The sequence below is a fragment of the Pyxidicoccus xibeiensis genome (genome assembly GCF_024198175.1).
GTDB lineage: Bacteria > Myxococcota > Myxococcia > Myxococcales > Myxococcaceae > Myxococcus > Myxococcus xibeiensis.
This window is the reverse complement of the sequence record NZ_JAJVKV010000002.1, coordinates 1,093,224-1,117,252: the sequence shown is the minus strand read 5'-3', so window position 1 is coordinate 1,117,252 and position 24,029 is coordinate 1,093,224. Positions and strand designations below refer to the sequence as shown.

General features: G+C 69.3%; 19 protein-coding genes and 1 pseudogene. 13 read left to right on the top strand and 7 right to left on the bottom strand.

Translation table 11 applies throughout. From position 1 onward, the window contains the following. Positions 1–28: 28 nt before the first annotated feature. From rnk to LXT23_RS12305, 6 genes are all read left to right on the top strand, one after another. Positions 29–445, top strand: a complete 417-nt coding sequence (gene rnk, locus LXT23_RS12330) for a nucleoside diphosphate kinase regulator (protein WP_253980317.1) — start codon at positions 29–31, stop codon at positions 443–445. Positions 446–613: 168 nt separating this feature from the next. Then, the gene (locus tag LXT23_RS12325; RefSeq protein ID WP_253980316.1) at positions 614–1,330 is read left to right on the top strand and encodes a hypothetical protein; all 717 of its coding nucleotides are present in this window, start codon (positions 614–616) and stop codon (positions 1,328–1,330) included. A gap of 169 nt (positions 1,331–1,499) precedes the next feature. Continuing rightward, positions 1,500–2,810, top strand: coding sequence for a YncE family protein (locus LXT23_RS12320; RefSeq protein WP_253980315.1), 1,311 nt, complete (start codon positions 1,500–1,502; stop codon positions 2,808–2,810). A gap of 11 nt (positions 2,811–2,821) precedes the next feature. Next, entirely contained in the window at positions 2,822–4,168 is a 1,347-nt protein-coding gene (locus LXT23_RS12315; protein WP_253980314.1) for a fibronectin type III domain-containing protein, read from the top strand. Between the two features lie 359 nt (positions 4,169–4,527). After that, positions 4,528–5,664, top strand: a complete 1,137-nt coding sequence (locus LXT23_RS12310) for a zinc metalloprotease (RefSeq protein ID WP_253980313.1) — start codon at positions 4,528–4,530, stop codon at positions 5,662–5,664. A gap of 169 nt (positions 5,665–5,833) precedes the next feature. Continuing rightward, on the top strand, positions 5,834–7,204 hold the full coding sequence (locus LXT23_RS12305) for a serine/threonine protein kinase (RefSeq protein ID WP_253980443.1): 1,371 nt from the start codon (positions 5,834–5,836) through the stop codon (positions 7,202–7,204). Between the two features lie 78 nt (positions 7,205–7,282). On the opposite strand, the gene LXT23_RS12300 is transcribed toward LXT23_RS12305, so the two are convergent. The 3 genes from LXT23_RS12300 to LXT23_RS12290 form a co-directional block, all read right to left on the bottom strand. Continuing rightward, positions 7,283–8,242 (bottom strand): hypothetical protein, encoded by a 960-nt coding sequence (locus LXT23_RS12300; RefSeq protein ID WP_253980312.1) that lies wholly within the window; start codon positions 8,240–8,242, stop codon positions 7,283–7,285. A gap of 521 nt (positions 8,243–8,763) precedes the next feature. Then, the gene (locus LXT23_RS12295; RefSeq protein WP_253980311.1) at positions 8,764–9,255 is read right to left on the bottom strand and encodes a GNAT family N-acetyltransferase; all 492 of its coding nucleotides are present in this window, start codon (positions 9,253–9,255) and stop codon (positions 8,764–8,766) included. A 127-nt stretch (positions 9,256–9,382) separates the two neighbouring features. After that, positions 9,383–10,093, bottom strand: a complete 711-nt coding sequence (locus LXT23_RS12290) for a type 1 glutamine amidotransferase domain-containing protein (protein ID WP_253980310.1) — start codon at positions 10,091–10,093, stop codon at positions 9,383–9,385. A gap of 109 nt (positions 10,094–10,202) precedes the next feature. On the opposite strand from LXT23_RS12290, the gene LXT23_RS12285 reads away from it, so the two are divergent. Then, positions 10,203–11,120 carry a LysR family transcriptional regulator gene (locus LXT23_RS12285; RefSeq protein WP_253980309.1) on the top strand — a complete coding sequence of 306 codons (918 nt, stop codon included), beginning with the start codon at positions 10,203–10,205 and terminating at the stop codon, positions 11,118–11,120. Between the two features lie 84 nt (positions 11,121–11,204). On the opposite strand, the gene LXT23_RS12280 is transcribed toward LXT23_RS12285, so the two are convergent. Both LXT23_RS12280 and LXT23_RS12275 read right to left on the bottom strand, forming a co-directional pair. Continuing rightward, positions 11,205–12,833 (bottom strand): glycoside hydrolase family 2 TIM barrel-domain containing protein, encoded by a 1,629-nt coding sequence (locus LXT23_RS12280; protein WP_253980308.1) that lies wholly within the window; start codon positions 12,831–12,833, stop codon positions 11,205–11,207. Between the two features lie 199 nt (positions 12,834–13,032). After that, positions 13,033–13,410: pseudogene (locus LXT23_RS12275) on the bottom strand (SDR family NAD(P)-dependent oxidoreductase); the annotation flags it as partial. A 176-nt stretch (positions 13,411–13,586) separates the two neighbouring features. Between LXT23_RS12275 and LXT23_RS12270 the strand changes: the two are divergent. The 5 genes from LXT23_RS12270 (at position 13,587) to LXT23_RS12250 (ending at position 20,676) form a co-directional block, all read left to right on the top strand. After that, complete coding sequence (locus LXT23_RS12270) at positions 13,587–14,405, top strand: hypothetical protein (RefSeq protein WP_253980307.1); 819 nt, start codon at positions 13,587–13,589, stop codon at positions 14,403–14,405. 107 nt (positions 14,406–14,512) lie between these two features. Next, positions 14,513–15,493: a hypothetical protein gene (locus LXT23_RS12265; protein ID WP_253980306.1), complete on the top strand. Its 981-nt coding sequence runs from the start codon at positions 14,513–14,515 to the stop codon at positions 15,491–15,493. 211 nt (positions 15,494–15,704) lie between these two features. Continuing rightward, positions 15,705–16,538: an MBL fold metallo-hydrolase gene (locus tag LXT23_RS12260; protein ID WP_253980305.1), complete on the top strand. Its 834-nt coding sequence runs from the start codon at positions 15,705–15,707 to the stop codon at positions 16,536–16,538. 13 nt (positions 16,539–16,551) lie between these two features. Then, complete coding sequence (locus LXT23_RS12255) at positions 16,552–18,144, top strand: sigma-54-dependent Fis family transcriptional regulator (protein WP_253980304.1); 1,593 nt, start codon at positions 16,552–16,554, stop codon at positions 18,142–18,144. Positions 18,145–18,303: 159 nt separating this feature from the next. Beyond that, complete coding sequence (locus LXT23_RS12250; RefSeq protein ID WP_253980303.1) at positions 18,304–20,676, top strand: hypothetical protein; 2,373 nt, start codon at positions 18,304–18,306, stop codon at positions 20,674–20,676. A gap of 46 nt (positions 20,677–20,722) precedes the next feature. Here LXT23_RS12250 and LXT23_RS12245 read toward each other — a convergent pair whose 3' ends face one another. Beyond that, positions 20,723–21,604 (bottom strand): LysR family transcriptional regulator, encoded by an 882-nt coding sequence (locus LXT23_RS12245; protein ID WP_256560722.1) that lies wholly within the window; start codon positions 21,602–21,604, stop codon positions 20,723–20,725. 143 nt (positions 21,605–21,747) lie between these two features. Between LXT23_RS12245 and LXT23_RS12235 the strand changes: the two genes are divergently transcribed. After that, positions 21,748–22,959: a serine hydrolase domain-containing protein gene (locus tag LXT23_RS12235; RefSeq protein WP_253980302.1), complete on the top strand. Its 1,212-nt coding sequence runs from the start codon at positions 21,748–21,750 to the stop codon at positions 22,957–22,959. Positions 22,960–22,965: 6 nt separating this feature from the next. Here LXT23_RS12235 and LXT23_RS12230 read toward each other — a convergent pair whose 3' ends face one another. Beyond that, on the bottom strand, positions 22,966–23,895 hold the full coding sequence (locus LXT23_RS12230) for a hypothetical protein (RefSeq protein WP_253980301.1): 930 nt from the start codon (positions 23,893–23,895) through the stop codon (positions 22,966–22,968). Between the last annotated feature and the right edge of the window lie 134 nt (positions 23,896–24,029).

The window sequence follows — 24,029 nt, the reverse complement described above, 5'->3', positions numbered from 1 at the left end:
CTATTTCCACCCAGAGGAGCCCAGCGACATGTCCACCGAGCAGCCTCTCATCGTGACCGAAACCGACCTGGAGCGCCTGCGCCAGGTCATCGACCACAACGGAGGCGGCCGCACGGCCGAGTTCGCGGAGATGCTTGACGCGGAGCTGTCCCGGGCGCGCATCGTCGCCTCGGAGACAGTTCCCCCGGACGTGGTGACGATGAACAGCACCGTCGTCTTCGAGGACGAGCAGTCCGGCGAGCGCCGCGAGGTCACCCTCGTCTACCCGCGCGACGCGCGCACGGACGACGGCCGCATCTCCGTGCTCGCTCCCATCGGCAGCGCCCTCATCGGCCTGTCCGTCGGGCAGTCCATCACCTGGCCGCTGCCGGGAGGCCGCACCAAGCGCCTGCGCATCGTCGCGGTGCCGTACCAACCCGAGGCCGCGGGGCACTACCACCTCTGACCGGCTCGCGGACGGCGCCTTCATCCCTCCCAGGGAGAAGGCGCCGCGGCGTGTCCGAGCCGGGGGCGGGGGAAGCAGCGCGTCCGCATTGGAATCGACCTCCACGCGCCGCCTCCGCGTTCCCGACTACGATGCGCCGGCGCAGTGCTCCCACCGGAGGCCTCTTCCATGAAGACCCAGTCCCCCGCCCTGGCCGTGGTGACGCTCACCCTGCTCACCGCGCCGCTCGGGCACGCGCAGGAGCCCACGAACTCCGCCTCGGTGGACCTGAATGGTGACGGCAAGCAGGAGGCCATCTCCCTGACGTGGGACGAGCCCCGGGACGAGTTCGTCCTCAAGGCCGGCAGCGCCACCATCCGCGGCGGGACGGATGGCAACGCGCCTCCGGGCTTCGTCGTGGTCGACCTCGACAGCGGCGACAAGCGCAAGGAGCTCGTCGTCACCACCGGGCAGACGGACTACGACAAGCAGCAGCACCTCTATGCCTTCGACGGCAAGGCGCTGAAGGCCATCGGCAACGTCCCCGCGCTCACCGAGGCGAAGGGCAATGGCATCATCCTGTCCGACTCATGGCAGGGCTTCTGGAACCGCCGGGACAAGTACGCGCTCGACAAGGCGGGCCTGGTCACCGAGGTGCCCCAGGAGCTGTACGCCGTCGGCGTGGAGGCCACCGTGAAGCAGTCCTTCCCGCTGGCGCGCAGCCGCACCGACAAGACGGCCGTCGCCACGCTGGCGCAGGGCTCGAAGATCCAGGTGCTGGCCGCCGCGCCCCTGGGCCCTCCGGGGGAGTACCTGTACCTCGTGAAGTCCTCCACCGGGCTGCTCGGCTGGGCCACCGGGAAGGACCTGACGGGGAAGACCCAGGGCCTGCCCGTCGCGGGTTGAGCCGCCCGGGTCGCGTCGTTGGAGAAAGCCCACATGCGAGAGCCAAGGCGATACAGCACAGCGGGAAAAGTGTAGAGTGTCGGCCCAGCGAGTGGCCGGACTCCGTACTCCCAGTGGGTGCTGCATGTCGCGTTGGACTCCTCTCCTCTCCTTGGTGGCGGCCGCGTGGATGGCCTGTGGAAGCCCCTCGGATCCGAAGAACGTGCCGGAGACGCCAGAGGTGCCGGCGGCTCCAAGCGAAAAGACCCATCTCCGCGCGACCTACGCGGATGGGCAACCGGTGGCGGATGCCGCCGTGAAGCTCAACGGGGCCGAGGCGGGCCGCACGGACGCCGCTGGCGAGCTGACCCTCGAGCTCTCCTCGGGGCAGCACCAGCTCGAGCTCCAGCTGGGTTCGGGTGACGGCACGTTCTCCCGCGTCGTGCAGACCGTCGAGAAGGGCGCGGAGGCCCAGGAGGTCAACGTCAGCCTGCCGCGGCCGGTCCGCATGCTCGAGCCGCGCGAGGTGACGACGTCGAGGGTCCACCTCGCCTGGGAGAAGAGCGAGGACAAGAAGTTCCGCGAGTACAAGGTCTACGCCAGCCACATCTCGCCCGCCTTCGACGAGACGAACGGCCTGCTCATCCACGTGGGAACCGAGGTCTCCCAGACGGACTTCCTGCTGACGGAACGGCACATCGGGGGCAGCCCGCTCGTCAGGGCCGACGCCAGGCTCTACTTCCGCGTCTTCGTCCTCGGAGAGGATGGCACGCTCGCCGGCAGCAACGTCCTCCACGTCACGACGCCCAAGTGGGCCAACGAAGCCAACTTCACCCGCGCCTACAAGCTGACCCTCGAGCGGACCTTCGCCGGCGCCTGGCCCATCGCCGGAGTGGCCTACGACGGCAGCGCGCTCTGGTTCCTGTATCAGGAGTTCGTGGGGGGCTACTACACGCCTGACAAGCTCACGCTGGTGAAGCGCGACCCCGACACCCTGGCAGTGCTCGCGGAGTTCGCCTTCGAGGACTACCGCGTCACCAATGGCCTGGCCTGGGACGGCACCTCGCTCTGGGTGAGCTTCAGCAATGACATCCAGCAGCTCGCGAGCTTCAACCCCGTCACGGGAGCCCGCGAGCGGACCTTCGTGACGACGGAAGGGACGGAATCCCTGGCGTGGACGGGCACCCATCTCCTGCAGAGCAAGGGATACATCAATGGGCGCATCCAGCGCGTCGACCTCGCGACAGGGGGAATCGTGGGGAGCTTCGCCAACCCCTTCACCCAGCGGGGCGGATACCGCGGGTCGGGCATTGCCTACCGGCCCGGGGAGATCTGGGCGAGCGACATGTTCGAGCCCGACATCGTCATCCTCGATGACGCCGGTGTGCATATCGGGGTCGTGGCGGACACTTCCAACTACCGGCACATGACCTTCATGGGCCAGAAGCTGGTGGGAGTCACCGGCGGCTCCCAGGTCCACATCCTGAAGGTCGAGCAGTGAGGGAGGGCTCCATGCCACGTTCGATTCCTCTGCTTGCCCTGTGGGCCGCGGGGTGGATGGCATGCGGCAGCCCGCCGGAGACCGCGAAGGCGCCAGAGGTGACGGAGGTTCCTCGCGAGCAACTCCACCTCCGCGCGACCTACGCGGATGGGCAGCCGGTTGCGGCTGCCGCCGTGAAGCTCAACGGGGCCGAGGCGGGCCGCACGGACGCCGCTGGCGAGCTGCTCCTCGAAGTCCCCGAGGGGCAGCACCAGCTCGAGCTTCAGCTGGATTCGGCTGATGGCACGTTCTCCCGCGTCGTGCAGACCGTCGAGAAGGGCACGGAAGCCCAGGAGGTGAAGGTCCACCTGCCACGGCCGGTCCGAATGCTCGAGCCGCGCGAGGTGACGACGTCGAGGGTCCACCTCGCCTGGGAGAAGAGCAAGGACCAGAAGTTCCGCGAGTACAAGGTCTACGCCCACCAGCTCACGCCCGCACTCGACGAGGCGAACGGCATGCTCGTCCATGTGGGGACCGATGCCTCCCAGACGGACTTCCTGCTGACGGGGCTGTACACGGGAGGCAGCTTGCTCGTCGCGGCCAACGTCAACCTCTACTTCCGCGTCTTCGTCCTCACGGAGGATGGCAGGCTCGCCGGGAGCAATGTCATCCAGGTGAAGACTCCCACCTGGGAAAACGAGCCCCACTTCAGCCGGCACTACACGCTGAGCCGCGAGCGCGTCTTCGCGGGCGCCCATCCGATTCAGGGCGTGGCCTATGACGGCAGTGCGCTCTGGTTCCTGTACCGGGAGGTGGGGGGAGACCCCAACGCTCACACGCTCACGCTGGTCCAGCACGACCCGGAGACGTTGAGCGTGCTCAGGAAGCTCACCCTGGGGAACTTCCGGAGGGGCTGGGGCCTGGCCTTTGACGGCGCCTCGCTCTGGTTGCTCCTTCGCGGCTCCGACCTGACCCGGCTCGTGAGCGTCAACCCCACCACGGGGGCTCGTGAGCGAGACTTCAGTGGGGACCCCGGGGTGTCATCCATGGCCTGGACAGGCACCCATCTCCTCCAGAGCAGGTACGCCCACAAGGCGCCCATCTTGCGCGTCGACCTCGTGACAGGGTTCAACGCAGGGACCCTCACCAACCCCTTCACCCAGATGAACTCGGACCTCGCCGCTGGCATCGCCTATCGGCCCGGCGAGCTCTGGCTGAGTGATACCTGGAAACCCGGCCTCGTCATCATCGATGACGCCGGTGTGCATGTCGGGGTCGTGGCCAGCGATTCCACCTACGCGCACATGACCTTCATGGGCGACAAGCTGGTGGGAGTCACCCGTGATTCCCAGGTCCATGTCCTGAAGGTCGAGCCGTGACGGACGGACGCGTCACCGGGTGACGCGAGGCCACCCTCTCGGGAACACAGCGGCCCGCTGCGGGAGCATCCGCGGCGGGCCGTTGGTTCACACGCCGCAGCGCTCCTGACGCACGGGTGAGCGCCTGGCTGGGCGGTCTGCCCCGCAGGCAGCAGGCGCCCCCTTGGAGCGCGGGACGGAGCATCGCTTCGAGGCCGTGGCTCACAAACGCAGACACCTCCTTCAGCCCCCAAAGCCGGGTGCTCATTCCGCCATCGGGAAGAGCCCTTGCCGCCGCAGCCATGCGGTTGCGGGTACCCACTACGTGGAGGCTGCAGATGAAAGCAGTGTCATATCCTGGGATGGAACAACGAAGGCGCATGGCGCGAGTGCTTCGCGGTGCGCTGCCCCTGTTGCTGGTCGTCGCGGGGGCGTCGCCCGCGCGGGCCTCGGTCTTCCACAACGGCTCGAAGTGGCCCCAGGCCCAGGACGGCACCACGCCCATCCGGGTGTGTGTCATTGAAGGAAGCTCCACGGGGGCCGACGAGGACCCAGTCCTGCTCCAGGAAGTGAAAGGGCACGTCCAGAAGGCGTTGGCTGAAAGCTGGGAAGCCGTGAGCTCGGTCCGGTTCACGGATTGGAGGATGTGCAACGAGCTGTCGGCCCAGGAGCGCCAGGAGGCAGTCGGTGTCCATTTGACCCACAAGGACGTGGTGAACACTGGGACACCTGGACCCGAGCTGGCCAGGGGCCGCACGACTGTCGGAAATATTGGTGTCCAGATTTCAATCTGGGGGAGGAGCTTCGGGGGCAGCAAGTTCCCCTGCGTAGGAAAGCGCTTCCCAAGAATCATCAACAACAAGACGCACGAGGCCGATCGCGAGGAGGAGGAGGTGGTGCGTTCCTTCCGCTGCGCTGAGGAGTATGCGATTCATGAGTTCGGTCACGTCCTCGGTTTCATGCACGAGATGATGCATCCGAACGTTCCGGCCTCGTGTACGAAGCCCGAAGCATTGAACGGAAGCTTCTCCACCGTCTTCGATAGGAGCAAGGGCTATACGATCGTGAATCCGGGGCAGTACGACTTCAATTCCATCATGGCGTATGAAGATGGGTGTGTGCACGTGACAGGAGTCCGCTTCGGCAGCAGCACATTGACCCAGACGGATATCGAAGGGGTCAGGGCTGTGTATCCCCCTCCTGGCTCGCAAGCACCGCCGGCTCCGCCGATTCCGTCCACTCCAGTGCCGCCAGTTGCCTCATCGACTCCAACTACCTCGCCAAACGAATCTGGGGCGGTGGCTGATTCGGGCGATGTGGCTGACTCGGGTGAGATGGATGACTCGGGTGAGATGGATGACTCGGGAGAGATCGACAACTCGAGTGAGATGGATGACTCGGGCGAGGTGGCTGACACGGGAGAGATCGACAACTCGGGTGAGATGGATGACTCGGGTGAGATGGATGACTCGGGCGAGGTGGCTGACACGGGCGGGATGGGCAGCGCGGAGGAATGAGCTGTGGCAAGCCCCACCCTGGAGATAGCGCTGACACAGGCCCATGCAGGAGGTAGGCTCGCCGCGATCGCAGCGAACCTCCTTCCCTCCTCGTGGACACTCCATGCAGCCTGGCCTCCTGAATCCGGCACGCCTTCCCCCGGGGACACGGGTGGGGCCTTGGCGCGTGATGGAGCGGTGTGGCCTGGGAACCTACGGCGCCGTCTACCGCGCCGTCGCGATTCAGGGCAGCTCAAGGCCCGTGGCCCTCAAGCTGGCCCTGCATCCCGGAGATGAGCGCTTCGCGCGAGAGGTGGAGCTGCTCTCCCGCATCCACCACCCGAGCGTCCCGCGCCTCCTGGACCATGGAAGCTGGCTGCAACCGGGGGCCCTCCCCCACCCCTACCTGGTGATGGAGTGGGTGGAAGGCGTGTCCCTGTACGAATGGGCCCACGTGCGGCGCCCCACCTCCCGGCAGGTGCTCCACGCCCTCGCCAACCTCGCGCGGGCCCTGGCGGCCACGCATGCCGCAGGCGGCGTGCACCGAGATGTGAAGGGAGACAACGTGCTCGTGCGCGCCGAGGATGGACGCGTCTTCCTGACCGACTTCGGCTCCGGGCACTACGTGGGTGCCGCCACGCTGACTTCGCCGCCGTTTCCTCCTGGCACTCCGCCCTACCGTTCGCCCGAGGCGTGGCGCTCCGTGCAACTGCCCTGGCGTGCGTCGACCCCGCCCTACGCCCCGGGGCCCGCGGATGATGTCTTCGCCCTGGGGATGACCGCCTACCGGCTGGTGACCGGCGACTACCCGCCCACTCCGGCGCCGATGGACGCGGAATCGCGCGTCTGGAGCCTGGAGGGCCCGGGCCCCCAGCCTGTCCGTGCCGTCAACGTCCGCTGCTGCGCGGAGCTGAGCGAGCTGGTGTCGCGGATGCTCTCCGTCCGCCCCGAGGCGCGTGGCAGCGCACGCGAGCTGGCCAAGGCACTGGAGCACGCGGCGAGGAAGGCAGGGCCGCAAGCGGATGTGCCGCTCTTCGATCGGGAGGGAGCCCAGTCCGAGGATGCAGAGGTCGCCCACCGGCATGACGTGCCTCGGGCGACTGGACGTCTCCTGCCGTCCTGGCTCGTGGCCGCCAGCCTGGGAGGAGCGGTGGCGCTTGGAGCCGGGTGGCTGCTGAGCGCGCAGCCTGGCGAGGAGGCGGAGCCGCGACACGCGTCAGCGCCTGACGATGGGAAAGATGGCGGCACCGTGGCTGTCGGAGACACTGCTCTGACGGCTCCGGTGCCTGTTGTCCGGAAGCCCTCCGCGTGGTCAAGCATCGCCGTGGAGCCATTCCCAAAGCCGATCCCGGGACAAGTGCGGCCAGACGCAACGGGACGCTGTCCTGGCAAGGAGCAGGTTCCCATCAATGGTGGGTGCTGGGTGAAGTTGGCAATAAGCGTGAAGGACTGTGACGAGGACTACTACGTGTACAAGGGCGCGTGTTACGGCCCCGCAATCCGAAAGGCCCCCCCCTCAACCTCAAGTCCCGCGGCGGACGCTGGGCACGACATCCCTTGAGCCGATGAGCGAATTCGAGTCCCACGGACAGCCCGGCTCGGCCCGATGACCGTAACAGGGCTGTCCGTCGACCTGTGCTCAGTTGGCATCCCCCGCGACGCCAGGCGGCGCATCGAGATCGCGAAGCACATAATTCCCGTCGAAGGCCATGACCAACTCGAGCAGGACGTCCCAGTCCAGTGGGAACTCCCTCATCATCTGCTTCTCCCACCCGGAGGGGATGTTGGATTCGGAGGTCCAGAGAAATGCGGGCGGGTGGTCGTGGCTGTCCAGCCATTTGTGGTCTCCGCCACGCACGAGCTGGTTCCGCTCGTTCACTTCGAGTCGATACCCGAAGGTCTTCTTCTTGGACCGGTCGACGCCCGTCGTGTCTGCATCCGCGACTTCCAGAGTCGATACGACCTTGAGGAACCTCCTCCCCGACTCCTGCGTGACCGGCTCGTACTGAAACGAGGCTCCAATCACCGGGTAGTTCCAGATCTGTCCCTTTACTGGCGAGAGATTCGCCACGAATCGCCTCTTGGGCATCATGCGGGTGGCCGCCAGATGGTATGCCTCAGGCGTCAACGCACGGTCCTTGCCCCCGACATATTGCGTGATGTGAACGACGTCATTTGCCGGAAGGCAGTTGCCCGACGCTCCTCGGTAGCAATTGGCTGGGCACTCGCCGTTCGGCCCCTTGGTGCAGATGTGGTATCGCTCTGCCTGGAGCTCTTCGTAGTAAGCGGCCAGCAGCGCCTTCACGTCTGACGAAGTGAACTCCACTCCGCGAAAGGTGGCTTGCTGCTTTCCCAGCTTCGTGAACATGGCGGCATCGCTCCAGCCATTGCACAGCCCCTCCCACCCCTGCCAGGTCTCGGGCGGGTTTCGCTTTGCGATGTGATTCTTCACGTGCCGGGTGATCGCGTTGTCGTCAGTAGGCTTGCGCCCGACGGCCCTGTCGTACTTCGCAGCCGGAGAGTCGTTGCCGCCGTCAGTGATTCCGCCGTCCGCATAGGGCCAATGATATCCGGACCAGGGGACGTGGTGGGACTTCACCGCGGTGATTTCGTTGACGGGCCCCTCTGCGGATACGCGAAACCAGCAAGCGTCACTCGCGTCGGCGCCAGCGGGGCATTGCACGAATGCCGGTTGCGCGGACGGCGGCTGAGGAGCGGGCTGGGCCGTCTGGCTTGAAGATGCCAGAGCCGACTGCTCCGAAGCTGTCCGGCTGTCAGACAGGTTTGCGCCGCGTTCCGTCGACGCGGCCTCCTGCCCGGAACTCCCTCGCTCGGGATGAGCACGACACCCGGACAGCAGGCTCGCGAGCAGCACGGCCGGAAGAAGAAACTGAATTGCAACGGTTTGACTCCGCAAGCTGGCCCCCGATTCGGGCGCGTGCACAGGAAGAGGCTCCTGGCGAAGCAGCGCCCGTTTCGTCAGCGTACTGGTGCTCGCAAGAGGGGCTCAAGCTCTCGGAGCGTCGAGCTGGCACCCTCGCTCGAACCCTTTCCGATTGGGCAGCCGAGGACGTTGGAGTGCATAGGATGACGTGCATGGCTGGAGTCTTCACGGGACGCCTACGGGGAGCCGCGCTCCAGGATGAAGAACTCGAGGTCCTCGTCCTCCAGCACCCGCCGGGAGCTGGGGTTGCGGGAGAAGCAGTTGGCGCGGAGTGACGCCAGCCCGAGCGTCTCGAAGCCGTAGCGGACCAGGGCCACGGCCGCCTCGGTGGCGAGGCCCTGGCCCCAGTACGCGCGTCCGAGCCAGTAGGAGAGCTCGGCCGTTGGGGTGCGAGCCTCTGCGTCCTCCAGGCCGCCCTCTTCGTACGCCGTGAGAGCCGCGGCCCGTAGCGCTTCGCGGACCGCCTCGGCGACCTCGCGTCCCGCCTCGTCGCAGCGCTTGCAGTCGAGCTCGACACCCAGGCGGCTGCGTCTCCCCTCCTCGGTGAGTACCCAGGGACGAACCATCCAGGGTGGCTCGTGGCGCATGTGCTGCCGGTGGCCGCATTCCAGGTCGGCGACCCAGTGGCCTTCGCGGTCGAGATGAAAGCCGGTGATCTTCTGCCTCATGGGTCGCATGTCTTAGCTCACGCAGCGCCGGCCGAGCCGGAGGCCGGCGCGCCCATGCGACGAACCTGACATGTCTCGACCAGCAGTCGCATCGACGAGGTGGAAGTGGGCGCCTCGCAGGTTCCGGCTACGGGGTGCTCTTGGACTCCGCCGAGCGCAGCGCGGCGAGGACCTCGCGCGCGACGGCCGCGGACGAGGCGGGGTTCTGCCCGGTGATGAGCCGCCCGTCACGCACCGCGAAGCTGCCCCACATGGGGCCGGACTCGAAGCGGGCGCCCTGCTCCCGCAGCCGCGTCTCCAGGGCGAAGGGCACCACCGTGTCGAGCTTCACCGCCTGCTCCTCCGCATTGGTGAATGCGGCCACGCGCTTGCCCGCCACGAGGGGCTTGCCATCCGGTGCCTTCACGCCCACCAGCGCCGCCGGGCCATGGCAGACGGCGGAGACGACCGCGCCCCGGGCATACGCCGTGGTGAGCAGCGTGTGCAGCGGCGTGTGCGTCGCCAGGTCCCACATCACGCCGTGGCCTCCCACCACGAAGTAGGCGTCGTAGGTGTCCTTCACCTTCTCCAGCGAAAGGGTGTTCGCGAGCTTCTTCTTCGCCTCGGCGTCCGCGAGGAAGGCACGCGTGGCCTCGGAGGACTCCTTTTCGCTCTTGGGGTCCGCCGGGGCCTTGCCGCCCAGCGGCGAGGCGATGTCCACCTGCGCGCCCGCCTTCGTGAACTCGGCATAGGGCGCCGCCAGCTCCTCCAGCCAGAAGCCCGTGGGCTCCTTCGTGTTCCCGAGCTGCGTGTGGCTGGTGACGATAAGCAGGACCTTCACGGCGGTCAGGGTCTTCATGGTGCGTGCTCCTCCAGCGGGCCGCCCGGAAGGGGCGCCTCACGGAGCCATGAGGTACCGCCGCCCCAGGCTGAAGAAAATCGAGGGCCACTTCGCATAATGTGAAGCCATGCTTGGCAATCATGAGGCGCTGTGGACGCTCTGGGAGGTGAGCCGCGCGGGGACCCACGCCGCCGCCGCGGCGCGGCTGGGCATCACACCGTCCGCCGTCGGGCAGCAGCTCAAGGCGCTGGAGGCGCGCGTGGGCGTGGCGCTGTTCGAGCGGGTCGGGCGGCGGGCCCGGCTCACGGCGGCGGGGGCGGCGCTCGTCGCGCGGCTCGGAGAGCACCTGCCCGCCCTGGATGCGGCCGTGGAGGAAGCGTCCGTGGCCCACCGGGCGGTGCGCGGAGAGGTCTCCCTGGGCGGGCCCTGGCCCTTCTTCCGGTTCTGGTTGCGGCCACGCCTGCCAGGGCTGCTGGAGCGCCATCCGGAGCTGCGGCTGAGCGTGCGCTTCGACGTGCCGAGCCTGCTCGTGCGCCGGCTGCTCGCGGGCGAGCTGGACGTGGCCCTCCTGGGGTTGCTACCCGAGGCACCGGGGCTGGAGGTGCGGCGCGTCGCGCAGGAGGAGTTCGTGGCGGTGGCCTCGCCCGCCTATGTCCGCCGGTGGGGCACGCCTCGGACGGCGCGAGACTTCGGGGCCCATCGCTTCATCGCGTTCGATGCCGACCTGGCGATGCTCGGCCCATGGTGGCGCACGGCCTTCGGGGCCCGCGAGCCGCTGCCCGCTCGGGTCGTGTGCCACATCGCGAACCTGGACGAGATGCTGGCGCTCGCCGAGGCGGGCAGCGGCATCGCGGTGCTGCCCGACTACCTCGTGGAGCCCGCGGTCCGCGCCGGAAGGGTGGTGGTGCTCGCGCCGGAGTCCGGGCGGCGCTCCATTCGCCGGCCGAGAGGCACCCTCTGGGTCGCCTGGCGCAAGGCCGCCGCGCCCACGGCGCGCTTCCTCGCGGTGCGGGACTGGCTCCTGGAAGAAGCACCGGAAGGCTGAGCGGCGCCGCCCTGTGCTCCCCGGCCCACGCGCAGGCCGAAGCCTCCGCGTGAGCCAGGGCGCCGCGGCCCGGCGACGCCTGCTTCAGAAGCAGTAGCTGGAGCAGCCGGCCTCGCAGTTGGAGGTCCCCTGGGGCGCGCAGGTGTTGGAGCAGAAGTAGTACGCGCAGTTCTGGGTATCGTTCGCCTTGTTGGTGTCAGCGTAGCCGTGCGCGTCGCACCCGCTCACGTTGCCGTTCCAGCTGTTGCAGCTCCAGGTCTCGCTGTTGCTCGCGGCGCAGTACGAGGTGCAGCCGGCCTCGCAGTTGGAGGTCCCCTGGGGCGCGCAGCGGTTGGAGCAGAAGTAGTACGCGCAGTGCTGGGTGTCATCCGCCTTGTTGGGGTCGGCGTAGCCGTGCGCGTCACACCCGGCGACATCGCCGTCCCAGGTGCTGCACGGCAGCGATTCATTCCTGACGCCGGGCGTGGTCTTGACGTTCCACGCGTGCGTCCACTCCCCCCACTTCTTCGCGAGCGCCACGTACTCGGGCAGCTTCTGCTGCTCGCACGGCCCGAACTCGCAGTCACCAGCGCCCCAGTCGTTCGGATCGGTCGTGCAGGTCCTGGCGCACTTGCAGAGGCTGCACGTGAACGTCACGCCCCACTGCATCACCGCGTCCACGCCGCGGTTGACGTACAGGTCCTGGTACTGATTCGCGAGGACGGAGTAGTTGTTCCGCGCCTCGGTATGGCCGAGCTCCTCGACGATGACCGGCTTCGCGTACATGTTGTCCGCGCGCCAGAGCTCGTCCAGCGCTCCCTGGTGCTGCTGGGCGGGGTCCGTGTTGTACATGTGCACGGTGAGGTAGTCGATGTTGGCATCCCGGTAGACCAGGTTCCGCTGGGCGTCTGTCATTCCCGCCCATCCGGTGTGGACCATGCCCGTGGTCACCATGTGGTTGGGATCGGCCGCCTTGAGGGCCGCGGCCATGGTTCTGTAGAACGCGACCAGGTAGTCGACCATCCCCGGGCCGCCGGTGGAGTTCACCTCGTTGGCGATGTCCCACGCGAAGATGGCATTGTCGTTCTTGAAGCGGGTCGCGATGTCGACCGCGAAGCTCTTGTAGTTCGCGGTATGCCCCCAGTGAATCCAGCGGTCGTCGAGCATGTTCCCCTGAGAGTAGGAACGGCTGTAGAAGCCGACGTTCCCCGACACGCCCGTCGGGTTCCACGCGGGATCCCGGTCACCCCGGACGGCGTGCATGGCGGCGGGGTCACCCTTCTCCCACCCCCACACCTCCTGGCTGTAGTTGTGCGTGAGCGCCACGGTGACGAACATGCCGCGGTCCCGGGCGCGGTTCAGCACCTGCTGGAGCCGGTCGCCAATGGCTTGCGTGGTCAGCTTGTCATTGGGGAGCAGGACTCGCACGTGCTTGACACGCGCGTCCCGCAGCTTGTTCAAGGTCTCGTCGACCTGCCACAGGGGCTGATAGACGAGCTGGGGCGTGTTGGCCCCCACGTGCTTGAACCGGAGGTTCCTCAGGTAGAAATACCCATCCCGTGCGGAGACGAACCCGAGGCTGGGATCCGGCGCCAGCGACTCGGAGACCTCCGCTACCTCGGGAGCAGGGACTTCGTCACTGACGCCCTCGCTCCGGCAGGCAATGAGCTGCACCGCGCAGAGCGCGGCCACGGCGAGACTGGTGACACGTCGATTCAGGAATGATGGCCCCAAGGCACACCTCGACTCTGGGTTTGGCGAGCGGTGTCAGTCTATTGAACATTTGACTTGTTGGAAATACGCCAAAATCCAGAACACCTGGAATGTTCTATTGCCTTTAGGCGGGCGGTCACTTTGGCGCGGTGCGCGGGCGATGCGCCCAGACGTGCAGCAGCTGCGGCGCACCCTCACGCGCTGAGCGACGCCTCCGGCCCTACATGCCCATGCCACCGTCTACCGGCAGGCCGATGCCCGTGATGAGCCGCGCGGCGTCGGAGGCGAGGAACACGGCGGCATCCGCCATGTCCGACACCTCGCCGAGCCGGCCGAGCGGCGTCTGGCCGATGACGTCGCGGACGGCGGCCTCCGCGCTCGGCGCGAGCCCGAGCGTCACCATGCTCTCGGCGAGCCTGGCGCCCATCGCCGTGGGGACGAGCCCGGGGTAGATGCAGTTGACGCGCACGCCGTAGCCGAGCTTGCCGGACTCCTGGGCGGCGATGCGGGTCATGCGGTCCACGGCCGACTTGGTGCCCGAGTAGCCGGCGATGCCCGGGAAGGCGATGGTGGCCGCGACGGAGGAGATGTTGATGCGGCCCGGGCGCCTGTCTTGCGCAAAGCGTCCACCGTGGCGCGTTCCTCCTCTTCGAGGAGGTCGGCCACCATCACGTCCGCGCCCGCGCGCGCCATCGCCCCGGCAATGCCAGCTGGCCTGGTACCTCGGGGCAGGCTCCCGGGCCCGACGTGACCTCCGGAGCCCGGGAGATCAGAATGGAGAAGGTGCGCGCCCTGGTCTCCCGTCTGCTGCCCCTCGCCCTCCTGGCGAGCCTCGCCGGCTGCGCGGGGAGCGCGCGTCCCGCCTCGACCTACCGCGTGCTGCGCACCGAGTGCGAGCGGTGCGACCTGGAGGCGCTGACCCGCGCGCTCTCCGGCCCCGAGGCCCGCGACTGCGGCAGGGCCATGGACCCCAGCGACGCCGGCGCCCGCGCCCGGCTGGACCTCTCCGCCTGTGTGCAGGAGGCCCAGCTCCAGGGCCGCCCCTTCCATGCGACCTATGCACTCGCGGGAGCCGACGCGGGGCTGAAGGCGACCCTCGCCCGTGGACCGGATGGCACCCTCACCCTGCTCTGGTACGACCCGGACGCCGACGGCAGGGGCCCGACCTGTGGCGCGCGAATCTGGAGGACGCCCTGCGCACGCATCCGCCCGGACGCCCAGGACGGCACCCTCCTTGCCTGTGAGCCGCAGGGCCCGCGCGAGGACGCCTGCTCCGAGCCCGCCACGCGACGGCAGGAGCAGGAAGGGCCCCTCGACGCCGCCTTCCTCGCCTGCGAGCCCACGCGCAACCGCGACGTCTCCTGCGAGGAGCGCGTCACTGGCGGAGACGCCATCCGCTACAAGCACTGTGGCCCTACCCGCGTTCCGGCCTGGCGCTGCACCGCGACTCCGGAGCGCCGCGCCACCTTCGCCCCGGGCTCCGACCTGAGCTGCACGCCCGAGCCAGGCGCCGCGCTCCTCTGCAAGGGCGGCCAATCCGTCACGCCCGAGCCCGAGCCGCCCACCCACCGGTCCGCCACCCCGCAGCCGTAGGTCCCGGAACCGTTGGCCCTTGAACAGCCGTGGCGCTCAGGTGCGCGCCGGTGGCCGCTGTAACCGATTTCCGGCGAATTACGTACAGGTGGGAAAGGAGGGTTCACATGCTTTCGAAGCTCCAGAGCCGCATCCGGCAGTTCGCCCCGTTCGCCGCGCCCCCGTCCCAGGCCCCCGAGGCCGCCAGCAACCCCCGCCCGGACGCGATGTCGGCGCCCAGGCTCACCGAGTCCCGGAACCCGGCGCTGCGAACGATTGGAGGCACCAGCCTCTTCGAGGCGGACCCGGCGAAGCCAGGACAGAAGGCAGCGAAGTCCACGCAGGAGCCCGCCCCCGCCGCCGACGTCCAGGAGCAAGCCGTGACGTCCGACGCCCAGAAGGACGCCGTCAAGCAGGCCCTTGCCGCGAACGGCGAGCCCGTCGAGTTCGTCAACTCCGATGGAACGAAGGAGGAGATCGTCATCGAGCGGGCAAAGCGCTCCGACTCGGACAGCTTCGTCGTCCACGTCGGCGACGACTCCTTCCGCGTGGACTTCAAGGACGGCACGCCCGCCAACCGGGAGCGCTTCCTCGCCAAGGCCATCGATGCCTACAGCGAGACGCCGCCCGCGCAGCGCAGCGCGCTCTCGAACTTCGTCGTGACCTCGGAGGCTGGAGGCAAGACCGCCACGGGAAGTCCGGCGGCGGCGAGCGCGGGGGGTGGAACCATCACCTTCTATAACGATGCGGAGATCCTGAACGACAGCATCTTCCACCACGAGCTGGGGCATCTCATCGGCGCGCAGCAGGATGCGAAGAGTGACAGCGTCGGGGAGCGCGCCGGCGAAGAGCTCTCCGGCGAAACGGGCCCCGTTCCCGACGGATGGCGGAACGCCGCGCTTGCCGATGGCGGCTTCTTGACGCCCTACGCCGAGGCCGACTTCAACCAGGACAAGAACTACACCGAGGACTTCGCCGAGGCCTGGGCGGAGTACATGAACGTCATCGACGAAGGTCCGGAGGCGCTGGCCGCGTTCAGGCAGATGTACCCGGAGCGGACGCGCATCCTCGAGGAGATCGCCCCGCCGCCTCAGATGCTTCAGGGATAGGGCCTCCGTCCGAGAGCCGCCAGCCCCGCCAGCCCGGCCGATCCGGTTTGGGGCGCCCGCCCCATCCGGGACCGCTCCAGAATGGTGCACCGCCCGACACCGGGCGGAGTCTCCCCAGTAAATCCAGACACTTGGATTTGGCATCCCACGTGCTGTAGCTCCCGGGTGTCAGGGCGTCCGAAGAGGATGTACCCCACTAAGGAGACTCATCATGGAAGTCCGCTTCTACGGGGTTCGGGGGAGCATCGCGGTGTCGGGGTCGCGCATCGGTGGCAACACGGCGTGCGTGGAGGTGACGAGCCAGGGCCACCGGCTCATCCTCGACGCGGGCACGGGCATCCGGACGCTGGGCGAGGTGATGATGCGCGAGGGCGCGCCCCAGAAGGCCACCATGTTCTTCTCGCACCTGCACTGGGACCACGTGCAGGGCTTCCCCTTCTTCACGCCCGCGTACCTGCCCACGTCGGAGCTGACGATGTACGGCCCCGGCGCCAACGGCGCGCAGGCGCTGCAGACGGAGCTGGCCGCGCAGATGCAGCCGCCGCACTTCCCGGTGCCGCTGACCACCATGCGCTCGCGGATGGACTTCCGCTCCGCGCTGCACGCGCAGCCCGTCGAGGTCGGCCCGTTCAAGGTGACGCCCATCGACGTGCCGCACCCGCAGGGGTGCCTCGCGTACCGCGTGGAGGCGGATGGCCACTCGTTCATCTACGCCACGGACGTGGAGGTGCGCATGCAGGACCTCGCGCCCGAGGTGGCCCGCCTCTTCGAGGGCACGGACGTCCTCTGCCTGGACGCCCAGTACACGCCTGACGAGTACGAGGGCCGCAAGGGCATGTCCAAGAAGGGCTGGGGCCACTCGACGATGATGGACGCGGCGGGCGTGGCGAAGCTGGTCGGCGCGCGCCGGCTGTGCCTCTTCCACCACGACCCGGCGCACACCGACGACGTGCTGGAGGACATGGCGGAGCAGGCCCGCTCGCTCTTCCCTGTCGTCGAGCCGGCGCGTGAGGGCCAGCGGCTCGTCCTGGGCCACGCGGCCTGAGAGGGGCGGCCCCATGCCCTCCGGATGCTATGGTGAGGCCGCGGCCTTCGTCCTCCCGCCGCTGCCCGCCATGCCCCACCCGCCCGCGACGGACGTCACCCAGGTCCTCCTCCCCTTCGGGGGACTCGTCGGGCGCGAGGTGGACCTCGACGCGTTCCTGCAGACGCTGATGGACCGCATCGCCATCACCATGCAGGCGGACCGGGGCACGCTGTGGCTGTTGGACCCGGCCCGCCGCGAGCTGTTCAGCCGCGCGGCGCACCTGCCGGAGGTGAAGCAGATCCGCGTGAAGCTGGGCCAGGGCGTCGCCGGCACCGTGGCGGAGGTCGGTCAGGCCATCAACGTGCCGGACCCGCGCGGCGAGCGCCGCTTCTTCGCGGACATCGACCGGATGACGGGCTACAGCACCAACAGCCTGCTCGCGGTGCCGCTGCGCGACGCGGACGGCGCCCTCTATGGCGTGCTCCAGGTCCTCAACCGCCGGGGCGGCGACACCTTCACCCCGGAAGACACCGAGCGGCTCACCGCCATTGCGTCCCAGGTGAGCACCGCGCTGCAGAGCACCAGCCTCTACCAGGAGCTCCAGCGCGCCAAGGACCAGCCCCAGGCGCCGGTGGGCTACTTCTTCAACCGCATCATCGGCGAGTCCCCCCAGCTCCAGGCCATCTACCGCCTGGTGCGCAAGGCCGCGCCCACGGATGCCACGGTGCTGCTGCGCGGTGAGAGCGGCAGCGGCAAGGAGCTCTTCGCCCGCGCCGTCCACGTCAACGGGCCGCGCCGCGACAAGCCCTTCGTCAAGGTGGACTGCGCGGCGCTGCCGGCCACGCTCATCGAGAACGAGCTGTTCGGCCACGAGCGCGGCGCCTTCACCGGCGCGGACCACCGCATGCCGGGCAAGTTCGAGGCGGCCGACAGCGGCACGGTGTTCATCGACGAGATTGGCGAGCTGCCGCTCCCCGTGCAGGGCAAGCTCCTGCGCGTGCTCCAGGACCGCGAGTTCGAGCGCGTGGGCGGCACCCAGGCGGTGAAGGTGGACGTGCGCATCGTCGCCGCCACGCACCGGGACCTCACGCGCATGGTGGCGGAGGGGCGCTTTCGCGAGGACCTCTACTACCGCATCAAGGTCGTGGAGGTGGTGCTGCCGCCCCTGCGCGAGCGCGGCGCGGAGGACATCGAGCGGCTGGCGCGGCACTTCGTGGCCACCGTGGCGAAGCGCCACCGGCTGCAGCCGCCGAAGCTGAGCGCCGCCGCGCTGGAGCGCCTCAAGCGCTACCGCTGGCCCGGCAACGTGCGCGAGCTGGAGAACTGCATCGAGAGCGCGGTGGTGCTGTGCGAGGGCGAAATCCTCGAGGAGCACCTGCCGCTGCCCAACCTGGAGCGCGTGTCGGCCCCCGTGGCCCCCGAGCCGGAGGCGCGCGCCGAGCCCGCTCCGACGGGAGCCACCGAGGCCGGGCTGCTGCCACTGGCGGAGGTGGAGCGGCGCCACATCCTGCGCGTGCTGGACGCGGTGAAGGGCAACCGCACGGCCGCGGCGCGGGTGCTGGAGATTGGCCGCAACACGCTGGCGCGCAAGCTCAAGGAGTACGGCCTGGGCGACGAGGTCTGACGCGCCGCGCGAGGGGTCTTCGGACCCCGTCCCCCGGGGCAGGCCATCCGGCGACTGTCGGTCTTTTCCGCTCCGTCGCTTGTTCCTTGCGTTCGGTCGGCGTACGACCAGAGGGCTCCATGCCGCAGGGCGGCGGGGCCATACCCCAGGGGGACGCGCATGAAGGTGGTCAACAAGGTGCTGGCGAAGCTGCCGGACGAGGTCGCCGGGAAGATTCCCGACGTGAAGCTGCTCGACCAGGACATCAAGGTCTCCCTCGCGCAGGGCACCTTCGCGAGCGACAACATCCTCCCGCCCAAGCTGAACCTGACCGACTTCACGCTCTCCTTCGAGGCAGGCGGCGAGGCCTCCATCCGCAACTTCAACTCGCCCGGCGACGTGGACGAGAACCGCGTGGTGGGCGAGGCGGCGGCGGAGCCCGCGCAGGACGCGCCCCGGCCCCAGCTGCTGCTGGGCGGAGACCACGGGTGGATGCGCTACCAGGTGACGGCGCGCGTGAAGTCCGCGGCGGGCGTCAACCTGTCCTTCCTGGCGGCGGACGTGGGCGGCGAGCTGGCCGTCACCCTCAGCGACTACCGCGTCCACCCGCTGGCCCGGAACATGCGCGAGGCCGCGCGGATGGACCTGGCCGACCTGCGCCTCATGCAGGCCACGGACATCGCGAAGCTGGCCACCGGCGACGCGCTGGCGTGGCAGGCGCGCGGCAACCTCCACACGCGGCTGGAGCTGAACTGGGCGGACCTCCTCACCGCCAACCTGGGCAGCCTGGCCTTCGTCCGCGGCGGTGAGCTGCTGGGGCTGAAGACGAGCCTCAAGGCGGCCGTGTCCGCGAAGGTGTCGCTGACGGACGACTACCAGCTCACCTACTCCCGGCCGAAGCCCGGGCGCATCCAGATTGCCGTGCGCAAGGCGAAGTCGCGCGAGGCCACCCTGGGCGCGGGCCTCAGCGTCTCCGTGGAGCTGCTGGACGTGGGCGCGGTGAAGGCGCAGCTGGGCAACGTGCTGGACGCGCTCGTGGGGGCGAAGCTTCGTGAGCAGCTGGCCGGCAAGCTGGGGACGCCGGCGGACGCCACCTCGCTGCAGGTCATGGACGCGCTGGTGGACAAGGCCAGCAAGTCGAAGCTGGAGGACTGGCAGAAGACGCTGCTGGCCGAGGCCCTGGACCGCATCGGCCTGGACGCGAAGCTGGCGGACCTGGCCAACCTGAAGGCGGCGTGGGACGACTTCAAGAAGAAGGTCGAGGGCAAGATTGACGCGGTGGCGAAGACGCAGATCGCCGCCGGCTTCAAGTACGAGTACCTGCGCCTGGCCGAGTCCTCCACGCTGCTGGAGGTGGTGGTGGACGACGCCAAGGCGATGCACTTCCACGGCTCGCTCATCAAGGGCAACCTGGTGGAGCTGCTCAAGTGGATGCGCGAGCTGCCCGCCAACCAGAAGTCCTACGAGCTGAACAACTACCTGCACAGCACCACGCTCACGCGGCAGCAGGCGTATGGCTTCTCCCTGGGGCTGGGCTCGTTCGAGGTGCTGAAGGTGGCGGGCACGAAGAAGCAGACGTGGGTGACGCAGGAGAATGCGCAGGGCGCACGGCGCATGGCCTTCCTCGGCCAGCGCGGCTACGAGGACAAGCTGCTGGGCAACCGCGGCCAGTGGGTGGTGGACCTCAAGGCGGACATGGAGACGTTCTCCCCTGCCCCGGTCGCCTCGGACTTCCGCTACGGCCTGCACCTCATGCTGTGGGGCCGGCAGAAGAAGATGAACCGCAAGGAGCTGCAGGCCGCCGTGGATGACGCCGTCGTCTGGGGCGTGCTGGATGCGGCCGATGCGGCGTCCGTCATGAGCACGCTCCAGGCGGACCTGGGCAAGGAGCCGATTGAAACGCGGCTCGAGCTGAAGCTGGCGGACGACACGTTCCGGGCCATGGTGCCGAAGCTCCAGGGCCTGGACCTGGCGCTGTTCTCGCGGGCCCTGGCGCGCGCCATGCCGTGGGGTGAGCAGACGCCGCGCGCCTCGGCCGAGTTCCGCCGCGCCATCTACGCCCCCATCTGGGAGGCGTACCTCCGCGAGGTGCAGGACAAGGGCAGCATGCTGACGACGGACCTGTCGCCCACCCGGGCGGCGGAGATCGCCGAGTGGTACTTCAAGCGCGACCCGACGGTGAAGGAGCTGGGCAAGGACCTGCTCGCCATCGAGAGCACGTGGCGGCCGCCGGGCGGCAACTTCTCCTTCGCCGAGGTGACGGACAAGAACCGGGGCACGCTGGGCAAGTGCCAGGCCTTCGTGAGCGGCATGGTGCGCCTGCGCCGGGCCATCGACGAGCGCAAGGCCCCGGACGAGCTGCGCACCGTGTTCAGCGAGCTGGAGGGCATGTGGAACACGGGCTTCCACCTGCGCGCCGCGGGCTCGCTGCTGGCGGAGCTGGCGAAGGCCACCCCGATGGGCCTGGCCACCGTGGAACGCACGTTCACCGTGACGATGGCCGACCGCGGGGAGCAGCTCGTGTTCTCCACCGCGAAGGGCACGGGCGGCTGAGGCGCTGCGCGGGAGCCCGGGCCGCCGTGCCCGGGCTTCTGTCGCCTCAGACCGGGTTCAGCTCGGGGGCGCGCTTCGCCAGCTCGCTCACCGCGAAGTCGATGAACTCGCGGACGCGCGGCGTCTCCCTCAAGTCGGCGTGGACGCCCAACCGGAGCGGCAGCACGGGCTCCGGGAGCGGCGTCTCGAGGCGACGCAGCGCCAGCCGACGGTCCGCGAGCACGCGTGGCAGCACAGCGAGCACCTCGTCCGTGTCGACGGCCGAGAGCAGCGCGTGGATGGTGTTCGTTCGCAGCGCCACGCGCGTCCGGGGCGCGATGCTCTTCAGCCACTGGCTCAACGGTGACCGGGCGGGCGTGCGGCCTTCTCGCAACGTGACGGCCGTGTGCCCGGGACAGCCCGCCGTGAAGTCGGGAAGCCCGTACCGGTCCAGATACCCGGCTGAGGCGTAGAGGCCATACGCGATGTCGGCGACCTTGCGCTCGATGAGGTCCTCCTGCTCGAACGACCCGGGGCGGAAGGCCACGTCCGCTTCGCGGCGAGACAGGCTGTAGCGGCGCTCGTCGTTGACGAGCTCGAGCGTCACCAGCGGGTGCCGCACGCCGAACTTCGTGAGGATCGGCGCCACGACGGAGTCCCCGAGCCACTCCAGGCTGGTCACCGTGAGGTGCCCCTGGAGGCCGGTGTCGCGCGCTGCAATCCGCCGCTCGACGGCCAGGGCCCCTTCATCCATGCGCTCGAGTCCCTCGAGCAGCGCCGCGCACAGCGGCGTCGGAGTCAGTCCGTTCGGTCCGCGCTCGAACAGCTTGACGCCGATGCGCTGCTCGAAGGCATCGAGCCGACGGCTGACGGTCGGCTGCGTCGTCCCCAGCGCCCGCGCGGCCGCGCTCAGCGAGCCCTGCCGGGCCACCGCGAGCGCAATCCTCAAGTCATCCCAATCCACCGTCGTGCGACCTCTTCAGCGGAAACCTATACGAATTCGTATGGGGCCCATACGAAACCGTGAGCTGCCACCGAGGACGCTGGCTCGTAGATCCTGCCGGTCGCTATACGAAAAAGGAGCAGCGAACCATGCATTCCGCCATTGCCGCCCTCATGGTGGCCGTCACCGTCGGACTCGCCCCCGCCACCCCGGAACCCGCCGAGGAACGTGCCCTCCAGGCACGCGTGGACGGGGTCATCGACCGCGCCCTCGCGGAGAAGCGCATCGTCGGAACCGTCGTCCTCATCGCCAGGGACGGCAAGGTCGTCTACCGGCGCGCCGCCGGAGCCGCGGATCGCGAGGCGGGGCGTCCCATGCGGGAGGACGCGCTGTTCCGCCTCGCCTCCCTGTCCAAGAGCGTCGTCTCCGTCGCCGCCCTGGCGCTCATCGAGCAGCAGAAGCTGGGGCTCGAGGACCCCGTCACGAAGTGGATTCCGACCTTCCGCCCCAGGCTCGCGGATGGCAGCGAGCCCGTCATCACCGTGCGACACCTGCTGACGCACACCGCGGGCCTCTCCTACGACCTCATGGAGCCGCCCGACGGCCCGTACCACAAGGCTCGCATCTCCAGCGGCCTCGACCAGACCGGGCTCTCCATGAAGGAGAACCTCCGCCGCATCACCTCCGTGCCGCTGTCGTACGCGCCCGGGAAGGGCTGGGGCTACTCGGTGGCCACCGACGTCCTGGGAGAGGTCGTCGCCCGTGCCGGTGGGGCGCCGCTCCCGAAGGTCGTGGAGCGGCTCGTCACCCGTCCTCTCGGCATGGCGGGCACGGGCTTCAATGTGAGGGACGCCGCGCGGCTCACGACGCCGTACGCGGATGGCAAGCCGGAGCCGGTGCGCATGGGTGACTCGCACTTCGTGCCCTGGGGCCCCAATGGCGTCACCTTCGAGCCCAAGCGGGTCTTCGACGCCCGCTCCTTCCCTTCTGCTGGCGCGGGCATGGTGGGCTCGGCGGGTGACTACCTGAAGTTCCTGGAGTCGCTGCGCACCGGCGGCGCGCCGGTCCTGAAGCCCTCCACCGTCGAGCAGTTGAGCACCGTCCAGGTGGGCCCGGAGGCCCAGACGCTGGGGCCAGGCTGGGGCTTCGGCCTCGCCTCGGGGCTCCTCGTGGACCCCGTGCAGGCCCGGAGTCCGCAGTCCGCCGGTACGTGGCAGTGGATGGGCGCCTACGGCCACCACTGGTTCGTCGACCCGAAGCAGCGCCTGACGGTGGTGGCGCTCACCAACACCACGTTCGAGGGCATGTGGGGCCCGTTCGCCACCCAGCTCCGTGACGCCATCTACGACGCGGGCAGGTGAGCGGCGCTACAGCGCGCGCGCCAGGACGAGGGCGGCGGCCATGGACAGCGCACCCGCGGCCGCGAAGTGCCTCCACGCCCGGCGCGCGAGCGTGCCGCCCGTCACCGGAGCCTCGGGGCCGAGCACCATCAACGCCGGCCCTCCACCGCGTCCGCACAGCACGTAGGAGCCCTCATGGGCGCCCCGCCGGAGCTCGCCCACCACGAGGCACGTCTCTCCCGGGACGCCGACGCGCTCCCAGGACAGGGCCTCGGGTTCGCTCGCGGGGACCGCACCGGCCGCCGTCGCGGGCGCGTCCTCGTACCAGGACGCAGGCACCGTCCCCGGCAGCGCCCGGCACCGTCGCACCTCCACCGGGGCCATCAGCGAGGACGGCGAGAAGCGCACCGACGCCCTCACCCGCTCCCCTCGGAGCACCAGCGCGGGGGCATAGGCGCGCTCGCTCGACAGCAGCGCGCCCTTGCGCCCGTCCTCCGCCACCTCGCGGACCTCCGCCTCGAAGAAGGCGCAGGGCACACCGCCCGGGGACGTGAGCGACTCCTCCGCGTCCAGGCTCCCCCGGTACACGCCCCAGCCCGGAGCACGGCCTTCACGGAGCGCCGCCACGGCCTCGTCCAGGGAGCGGGGCGCCGAGGCCCGCAGCAGGTCCGCGCGCAGGCGCGTGCGAGAGCCCCGCAGCGCCAGCCCCGCCGCCACCACCAGCAGCGCCGCGCCCGCGGCCTTGGCCGCCGCCTCCGTGGGCAACCCCAGCCCGAGCCGCCCGGGAAACTGCAGCGCCACGCAGAACGAGCCCACCGCCAGCACCGAGAACCACACCAGCGGCAGGCGCCACGACGGCGCGGACGGGTCCTTCCGTCCGAAGGCGAACGCCATCACCACCAGCGCCGACAGGCACGACGCGTACAGCGGTGCCAGCAGGATGCGCCACGCTTCCATGCCGTCCCCCGCGAGGCTCGGCGCGGCCCGGACGTGACAGGCCACGACCGCGACAAGGTGGGGACGCACCCCGGGACGCGCAAGGCCGCATCCCGGGGCACGGCCGTGTCCAGCAACCGACAGCTCAGGGACTT